Source organism: Actinomadura soli, assembly GCF_005889715.1.
In the GTDB taxonomy this organism is placed as follows: domain Bacteria; phylum Actinomycetota; class Actinomycetes; order Streptosporangiales; family Streptosporangiaceae; genus Spirillospora; species Spirillospora soli.
Genome location: NZ_VCKW01000329.1, coordinates 1 through 7,643 on the forward strand (window position 1 = coordinate 1; position 7,643 = coordinate 7,643).

At 69.4% G+C, this 7,643-nt stretch carries 6 protein-coding genes and 1 tRNA gene; 2 read left to right on the top strand and 5 right to left on the bottom strand.

Annotated features, from left to right (window positions below; genetic code table 11):
- The first annotated feature begins 719 nt into the window (after positions 1 to 719).
- Positions 720 to 1,940 (top strand): acetyl-CoA C-acetyltransferase, encoded by a 1,221-nt coding sequence (locus tag ETD83_RS36975; protein ID WP_138649858.1) that lies wholly within the window; start codon positions 720 to 722, stop codon positions 1,938 to 1,940.
- Between the two features lie 317 nt (positions 1,941 to 2,257).
- Positions 2,258 to 2,485, top strand: a complete 228-nt coding sequence (locus ETD83_RS36980; RefSeq protein ID WP_138649859.1) for a DUF4287 domain-containing protein — start codon at positions 2,258 to 2,260, stop codon at positions 2,483 to 2,485.
- A 376-nt stretch (positions 2,486 to 2,861) separates the two neighbouring features.
- On the opposite strand, the gene ETD83_RS36985 is transcribed toward ETD83_RS36980, so the two are convergent.
- The 5 genes from ETD83_RS36985 to ETD83_RS37005 form a co-directional block, all read right to left on the bottom strand.
- Positions 2,862 to 3,569 carry a maleylpyruvate isomerase family mycothiol-dependent enzyme gene (locus ETD83_RS36985; RefSeq protein WP_230421436.1) on the bottom strand — a complete coding sequence of 236 codons (708 nt, stop codon included), beginning with the start codon at positions 3,567 to 3,569 and terminating at the stop codon, positions 2,862 to 2,864.
- Positions 3,566 to 4,144, bottom strand: coding sequence for a TetR/AcrR family transcriptional regulator (locus tag ETD83_RS36990; RefSeq protein WP_138649860.1), 579 nt, complete (start codon positions 4,142 to 4,144; stop codon positions 3,566 to 3,568). The genes ETD83_RS36985 and ETD83_RS36990 overlap by 4 nt, the downstream gene beginning before the upstream one ends.
- Before the next feature lie 178 nt (positions 4,145 to 4,322).
- A tRNA-Leu gene (locus ETD83_RS36995) sits at positions 4,323 to 4,395 on the bottom strand.
- Between the two features lie 17 nt (positions 4,396 to 4,412).
- The gene (locus ETD83_RS37000) at positions 4,413 to 5,873 is read right to left on the bottom strand and encodes a class I SAM-dependent methyltransferase (RefSeq protein ID WP_138649861.1); all 1,461 of its coding nucleotides are present in this window, start codon (positions 5,871 to 5,873) and stop codon (positions 4,413 to 4,415) included.
- Between the two features lie 62 nt (positions 5,874 to 5,935).
- Positions 5,936 to 7,231 carry an NAD(P)/FAD-dependent oxidoreductase gene (locus ETD83_RS37005; protein ID WP_230421437.1) on the bottom strand — a complete coding sequence of 432 codons (1,296 nt, stop codon included), beginning with the start codon at positions 7,229 to 7,231 and terminating at the stop codon, positions 5,936 to 5,938.
- Positions 7,232 to 7,643 lie beyond the last annotated feature (412 nt).

A 7,643-nucleotide genomic window follows, 5' to 3' on the forward strand; every position in this document is an offset into this window, starting at 1 on the left:
GCTTTCATCGGGCAGGCGGAGCCTGCCCGATGAAAGCTGCTCCCAGGGGCCGTAGAGGCTCCGAAGTCAAGGGTGGGACGGAGTCCCATCGCGAAGCGACGCGAAGCGCCCTTGACTTTGGAGGGGCGGCCCCGTACGCAGCGCCGCCCCCGCCCCCGAACCTGAATTCCGTCAATCTGAATCCGCCAACAAACACACGGCATTCTGACGGCAAAGAATCGAAAACGAAATAAGAACGAAGACCGGGGCCCGTCCGGTCACCGTCGACGAGCCCCGGTCGGTCATTCGACCCCGCCGCACGGCCGCCGCCCGCGCTTGCGGCGGCCGCCCGGCGGGGCCGTGTAAAGGTTCTGGCGCTCGCGGTCCCGCCCACATGAGGCGGATGTCATCCCCAGACCGGGACCAGCGGAGACCAACGCAGGCCAGCGCAGCGCAGCACGGGCCAGCGGAGACCAGCAGGAGCGGAAGCCGAGCAACACCAGCCACAATTGGACCCAATGTCAACACAAAGGGGACCCGCCCTATAAGTACCGCCGGGGCAGCGGCTAGATTGCTGGTGACCGATGAGTAACACCGACGGAACGTGATACGGCCGCCAAACCGACCAAGCGGCGGTGTCCCGGCCCGCGGTCATACGGCACGTTGGGGGCGGGGCCGTGAGACCGATCGGTGTGGTCGTGGTCGCTACAGGATCGGCCGCTGAGACAGGAGACCCGCACATGCCCGAGGCAGTCATCGTCGCAACCGCGCGTTCACCGATCGGCCGCGCATTCAAGGGGTCGCTCAAGGAGATGCGGCCCGACGACCTCACCGCACAGATGATCACAGCCGCGATGGCCAAGGTCCCGCAACTGGACCCGAGCCAGATCGACGACCTCCTGCTCGGCTGCGGCCTGCCCGGCGGCGAGCAGGGCTACAACATGGCCCGCGTCGTGGCCGTGCTGCTGGGCTGGGACGACGTGCCCGGCGCCACCCTTACCCGGTACTGCTCGTCCTCTCTCCAGACGACCCGGATGGCCTTCCACGCGATCAAGACGGGCGAGGCGGACGTCATCGTCTCGGCGGGCGTCGAGACCGTCAGCCGGTTCGCCAAGGGCAGCAGCGACGGCCTCCCCGACACTCAGAACCCGCAGTTCGCCTACGCCCAGGACCGCACGGCCAAGGCGGGCGAGGGCGGCTCGCCCACGTGGCACGACCCGCGCGAGGACGGCAGCCTCCCGGACATCTACATCGCGATGGGCCAGACCGCCGAGAACGTGGCGGGCCTGCGCGACATCTCGCGGCAGGCGCAGGACGAGTTCGGCGTCCGCTCGCAGAACCTCGCCGAGAAGGCGCTCGCCAACGGCTTCTGGGAGAAGGACATCACTCCGGTGACGCTCCCGGACGGCACCGTCCTCGCCAAGGACGACGGACCCAGGCCCGGCACCACCTACGAGAAGGTCTCGCAGCTCCAGCCGGTGTTCCGCCCGGACGGGACGGTCACCGCCGGCAACTGCTGCCCGCTGAACGACGGCGCCGCCGCGGTGGTCGTCATGAGCGACACGAAGGCCGCGGAACTCGGCATCACGCCGCTGGCCAGGATCGTCTCGACCGGCGTCACGGGCCTGTCCCCCGAGATCATGGGCCTCGGTCCGGTGGGCGCGTCGCGCAAAGCTCTCGCAAAGGCCGGCATGACGATCGACGACATCGACCTCGTCGAGATCAACGAGGCCTTCGCCGCGCAGGTGCTGCCGTCCGCCGCGGATCTCGGCATCGACCTCGACAAGCTGAACGTGAACGGCGGCGCGATCGCGGTCGGCCATCCGTTCGGCATGACGGGCGCCCGCATCACCTCCACGCTGCTCAACAGCCTGAAGTTCCACGACAAGCAGTTCGGGCTGGAGACGATGTGCGTCGGCGGCGGCCAGGGCATGGCGATGGTGGTGGAGCGTCTCTCGTAACACCAGACGCCCTCGTAGCACCAGACGCCCTCGCAACGAAGGACGCTCTCGTAACGCCAGCACACCCTCGCAACGCCAGGTCGAGCGACGGCCCCGCCGCGGAACGCCCAGGCGCCTCCGCTGCGGGCCGTCCGCTCGCCCCGCCGGGTTGTACGGCGGGTGTACGCCGACCCGGCGCCTACCTGCGGGTTTCCGGAGGACATCCCCGTTATTAACGATCTACGTAACGTAAAAGATAGGTCCCCGTTAGGGGGTTGTCACATCCGGACTCCTGTTGCAGAGTCAGCAGGAAGAGCCCCGCGACCTGGAGGTGCCAATTGTCACTGAACCACTCGCCGGAGACGCACAGCAAGCTGATAGCCCGCATTCCGCAAGTCACAGGACGTGACATCCCCGAGTGGTTCACCGCCATCGAGAACGGCCCGTCGTTCACCCGCTGCGAGGAACGCAGTTCGTGGCTGGCCGAAGAGCACAACCTCTCCCACGGCTACGCCGCGGCACTGGTGCGCGAGCACGAGCGTGCCCGCCGTGCGAGGCACTACTGAGCCTGACGCCGAGCGCATCTAGCGCCGGACGGAGCGCAAGGCTCCCCTAGGAAACTTCAAACCGACTTGGTGGGATCCCGCCAACGGATGCCCCCGTCGTCGTGCCGCCATGTTCGCGCCACGACCCTGGCGCAGAGATCCCACATTGATCAGCCCCACGCCCAGGCGCGGGGCTGATCATTGGCTTGCGCCCCCTGCACCACGAGCCACGCGTCAACGCCCGCGCTTACGACCTCAGCGCACTCAGCGCACGATCTAAGCGCACGACCTAAGCACACCCACAACGCGGCCGACCAACACGGCTACGCAAGCGGCCGACCAACACGGCTACGCAGCGGCCGACCAACACGGCTACGCAGCGGCCGATGAACGCGGTCTACGCGGGGGCTGAGAGTCGTGCGACGAGCTCACCGGCACCAGGACCGGTCAGCTCGGACAGTCCGGCGAGACGTCCGGCGCACACCAACAGAAGCACGCCCATCGGCGCCCGAACCTCAGGCCCGCGCCCGACCGACCAGGGCATGTCGGTCGCGACCAACCGGAGCCCCGTCACCTTCCGGATCGAGGGAAGCGGCCGAGGCCAGCGCATGGACAGCACCCGGCTGGCGGCGACCGCCGCGGCATGCGACGGCACGTCATGGCGCAGCCCCAGGGCGACGGCGATGTCCTGCCCGTGGACGAGGATGTCCGTGAGCGTCTCCAGATAGGTGACCCCGATGTTGTGCCGCCGCGATCCCACCATGCCCCGGATCTGAGCGATGATCTGCTCGTCCGTCAGCGCGGCGGCGCGGCGGCAGGCGACATCCTGGATGGTCCGGTCGAGGCTGCCGCGCCACCTCGCCAGCATCGCGATCGCGGCACCGAGGCCGATCTGCTGCAAGGTCAGATGGGCGGCGACGTCCCGCACGGTCCAGCCGGCGCAGAGCGATGGTTGCCGCCACTGATCGTCCGACAGGTTGTCGAGCAGGTCGGCCAGGCTGCGCCGCTGCGCGTCGATCACCTGCCAGACCTGGTCGGGGTCCAGCACGACCGAGGTGACGGGACGAAACGAGGTGACGGGACGGGACGATCGCTCGCCGTTCATGCCGATGCCTCCACAGTGCGCGGTCCGACAACCGACGTGACGAGCGCGGAGATCTGCGCGGACGGGTCGAACGCCGGATCGGGGTTGGCCAGCTGGTGCAGGACGACGCCCGTCCAGTGGTTCATGATGATCGGCGCATCACGCTCCGGCTCGGTCGAGCCCGCGATGCGCAGCCAGTTGGTGAACCAGGTGTTGACCCGGCCACCGGTGTCGGTCAGCTGCGCCCGCAGCGACGGCTGAATGCCCGCTTCGACGAGGATCGCGTACCGGGCCAGGGTCAGTGTCCGGCGCGGGCCGGTCGCGTCCTGGGCGAAAGCGGTCAGCGCTTGGGCCAGTTCCTGCGGCGTGGTCGGGCACACGCGCGCGGCGACCTCGTCCCAGCCGGCCCGCTCCCGGGCGGCGAACCGCTCCACCACCGCGTCGAGCAGCGCGTCCCGGGTGCGGAAATGGTTGGACGCGGACCCGGCGGGCAGCCCCGCCGCGGCGTCGACGGCGCGATGGGTGAGCCCGCGCATTCCTCGCTCACCGAGCACGGAGATCGCAGCGTCGAGCAGCCGCTCACGTCGGTCCGACATACCTCCACACTACACACGTAGTGCGGGGAACTTCAACAGTAGTGCCAAAGAGCACAGCACAATACCGCACGCCACATCCGACGTCTTCAGCAAGATTTAAGAACAATTCCGAAATGCCAGGTTTCTGTGCCTATCGAGCGGTCCGGCGCCCTCGGCAGAGCGCCGGCCGGACGTTGTGTGCCCCTGGTCGGACTCGAACCGACACGTTGGCTCTTTTAGGGAGCCCGCCTCTGCCATTGGGCTACAGGGGCGGCGCAATCATATCGAGTCAGCGGGTCATCACGGTGCGTCCCTCCGCCTTGGTCGCGGCGGCGCGGACGTTGTGATCGCGGCGAATCGCGCGGATTTCATGCCTGCCGATCTGCCCGCTTTCGCAGGCCAGCGCGGATGCGGCGAGGTAGAGGAGCCAGACGCGCGCGCGGCCGGGTCCGGCCATTTGCTCGCATTCGGTCCAGTGGCGCCGCAGACCGGCGGCCCAGGCGCGCAGCGTGCGCGCGTGGTCCTCGCGGAGCGCCTCCACTCTGCGCACTTCGAGCCCGGCCCCTTCCAGGTCGTCGAGGAGCGCTCCGAGCGAGCGCAGGTCGGCGTCGTCGGGGAACATGTAGCTGGTGATGAACGACCGCCGGGCCTGATGCGAGCCGGGGCGCCGGACCGGCTGCTGCAGGACGAGCCGTCCCCCGGGCGCGAGAAGCTCGTACAACCGCGACGCCGGACGTTCGATGGACGCCACCCCCGCCAGCCCGACGATCGCGTCATAGTGCCCGTCACCGGCCTCGACCAGGTCGAACCCACGAACCTCGACGCAACCCTCCGCCTCCGCGTCGGCGGTCATGGCGCGCGCATGGTCGGCCTGCCCGGGGGTGCGGGCGAGCGCGACGACCCGGGCGCCGTGATGGACGGCGGCATACCGGGCGAACGCGCCCCACCCACAACTCAGGTCGAGGAGCCGGGCCCCGTGGAACAGCCCGAGCCGCTCAGCGACACCCGCGCAAGCGGCGACCTGAGCGGCACGCAGACCAACACCCTGGTCAACGTCGCCACCAACCTCGGCGTCGACGTCCCAGCTACCGGTGATGTGCGCGAGATCGTCGCCAAAGAGGCGGGCGAAGAACTCGGCAGGCTCCCTCATCGGCTCAGCGGCGGAGTCGCGCCCTCCGGTATCGCGCCCTCCAGTGTGGCGCCCTCCAGTGTCGCGCCGACCGGTGTCGAGCCAGCCGGTGGCGAGCTCCTCGGGGGGCGGTTTCGGTTCGGGGCCGACGGCGCCCAGGGTCACGGCGGTGCGGACGATGTCGCGCTTGTCGTCGCTGCTCAGCCGGATCGGCTCGTCGCCGTTGCGCATCACCCGCCCGACCGCGTCGAGCGCGGCGACGACGTCCCCGTCGATGTCCAGCTCACCGGCGACGTAGGCGCGGACCAGGCCCATCTCGCCCGGCTTCCACAGCAGCCGCCGCAGCGCCCGCCGATGCTTGATCACGAACGCGGGCGCGCCGGGCGGCCCGATGGAACTGCCGTCCCAGGCCACAACGCGGATCGGCAGCGCATCCGCCGCCTCCCGCCCCTCGTCGCGCCCCTCGTCGCGCCCCTCCCCCAGAAGGATCTTGGTGAGCAGCGGCGCCAGGCGGAGCGCCACCCCCTTCGTCGCGGAGCCCGTCCCCTCGATCTCCCCTGCGGCGGAAGCCGTCTCCAGTTCCGCGGGCACGTCGCTCCAGGTGGCGTCTCCGTCGTGCATGGCAGGGCGCGCCTCCTCGCGAGGACGATGTCAGACCATGATGACCGGGCGGCGGGACGGGGTCATGTGTCGTGCTGGCGGCCGGCCGCGAGCTGGAACTCCTGACGAGGCCATTCCAGTTCGCCGAGGGAGACGATCTCGCGCCGGAAGAACGCCGCGAGAGTCCAGTCCATGGTGATCCGGAATTTACGATTCACGGTCGGCATCCGCGACAAATGATATGTGCGGTGCATGAACCAGGCGGGAAGGCCGCGAAGCTTCAATCCGTACACGTTCGCGACACCTTTGTGCAGGCCAAGGCTCGCGACCGACCCGACGTAGGCGTGCACGTACGCCTTTCTGGGCTTTCCACGCAGATCCGCCACGATGTTGTCACCCAGACGCCTGGCCTGCCTGACCGCGTGCTGCGCATTGGGCGCGGTGAAGGCGCCGGTGCCGGTGAGATCGGGGACGGCCGCGTTGTCGCCCGCCGTGTAGACGCCCTCCACACCGTCGACGGTCAGCTCGGCGGTCGCCTTGATGCGTCCCTTGTCGTCCACGGGAAGATCGCTGTTCTTGACGACGGGGTGCGGCTTCACTCCGGCGGTCCACACGAGCGTCCCGGCGTCGAACTCCTCGCCGTCACTCAGCACGATGTGCCGCCCCTCCGCGGACTTCAGCAGCGTCTCCATCTTGATCTCGATGCCGCGGCGGCGCAGCGCCTCCGCCGCCCAGCGGCCCATCTCCGGCCCCACCTCGGGCAGGATGCGGTCGGTCGCCTCGACCATCAGCCAGCGCATCTCACGCTCATCGATGGTCGGGTACGACTTGCAGGCGTCCCGCGCCATGTCCTCCAGCTCCGCCATGGCCTCGACGCCCGCGAACCCGGCCCCGACGAACACGAACGTCAGCGCCCGGCGCCGCACCTGCTCGTCGCCCGCGTTGGACGCGGCGATGTCGAGCTGGTGCAGTACGTGGTTCCGCAGGAAGATGGCCTCTTCCACGGTCTTGAACCCGATCCCGCAGTCGGCGAGGCCGGGGATCGGCAGCGTCCGCGAGATGGAGCCGAGAGCGACGACGAGCAGGTCGTACTCGACGTCCCGTTCGGGCACGCCCGCGGTCTGCGCACCCGCCGGCCGGATCGTGAGCCGCTTGGACGCGTGGTCGATCCGCGTCACGTACCCGTTCAGGATCCGGCAGCGTTGCAGCACCTGCCGCAGCGACGCCACGACATGCCGCGGCTCCAGGTTCCCCGCGGCGGCCTCCGGGAGGAACGGCTGGTAGGTCATGTAGGACTGCGGGTCGATGACGGTGACGGCCACCTCGCCGCGGCGCATCTCACGGCGCAGCTTCTTCTGCAGGCGCAGGGCCGTGTACATGCCGACGTACCCGCCGCCGACGATCACGATGCGCGTCGCGGAATCGCGTCCGGACGGATCCTGGCCGGAAGGATTGCGATCGGTAGGCATGCAGGGAGCGATACCCGCATATGCGGCCCGCTCACCAGAAGCCAGACGGCGAGCACGGCCAGACGGCGAGACGCCGCGCAGGGCGGCGGTGGACAGGCCGGTTCCGCGAGTTCGCGACTCTCCCGAACCAAGCCGTCCGAATCCGCATCTCAGGGGACGTAGCAGTAAGAAGCCGGGACCGCCCACGGGCGCCGGCGGACATGGAAAGACGCGGGTCAGGGCCGGACGGGGGCGCCAAGCGGTCGCTGGACGTCGGGCCGGGACAGGGTCGGCCCTGACCACTCCGGCCGCTTGGCCAAGGCCCTGCCCCGCGCCATAACCT

Bases quoted from the DNA above. Each gene is read 5' to 3' on its own strand.
- ETD83_RS37005 (WP_230421437.1), bottom strand. From the start codon at position 7,231: ATGTACACGGCCCTGCGCCTGCAGAAGAAGCTGCGCCGTGAGATGCGC.
- ETD83_RS37000 (WP_138649861.1), bottom strand. From the start codon at position 5,873: ATGCACGACGGAGACGCCACCTGGAGCGACGTGCCCGCGGAACTGGAG.
- ETD83_RS36985 (WP_230421436.1), bottom strand. From the start codon at position 3,569: ATGAACGGCGAGCGATCGTCCCGTCCCGTCACCTCGTTTCGTCCCGTC.
- ETD83_RS36975 (WP_138649858.1), top strand. From the start codon at position 720: ATGCCCGAGGCAGTCATCGTCGCAACCGCGCGTTCACCGATCGGCCGC.
- ETD83_RS36990 (WP_138649860.1), bottom strand. From the start codon at position 4,144: ATGTCGGACCGACGTGAGCGGCTGCTCGACGCTGCGATCTCCGTGCTC.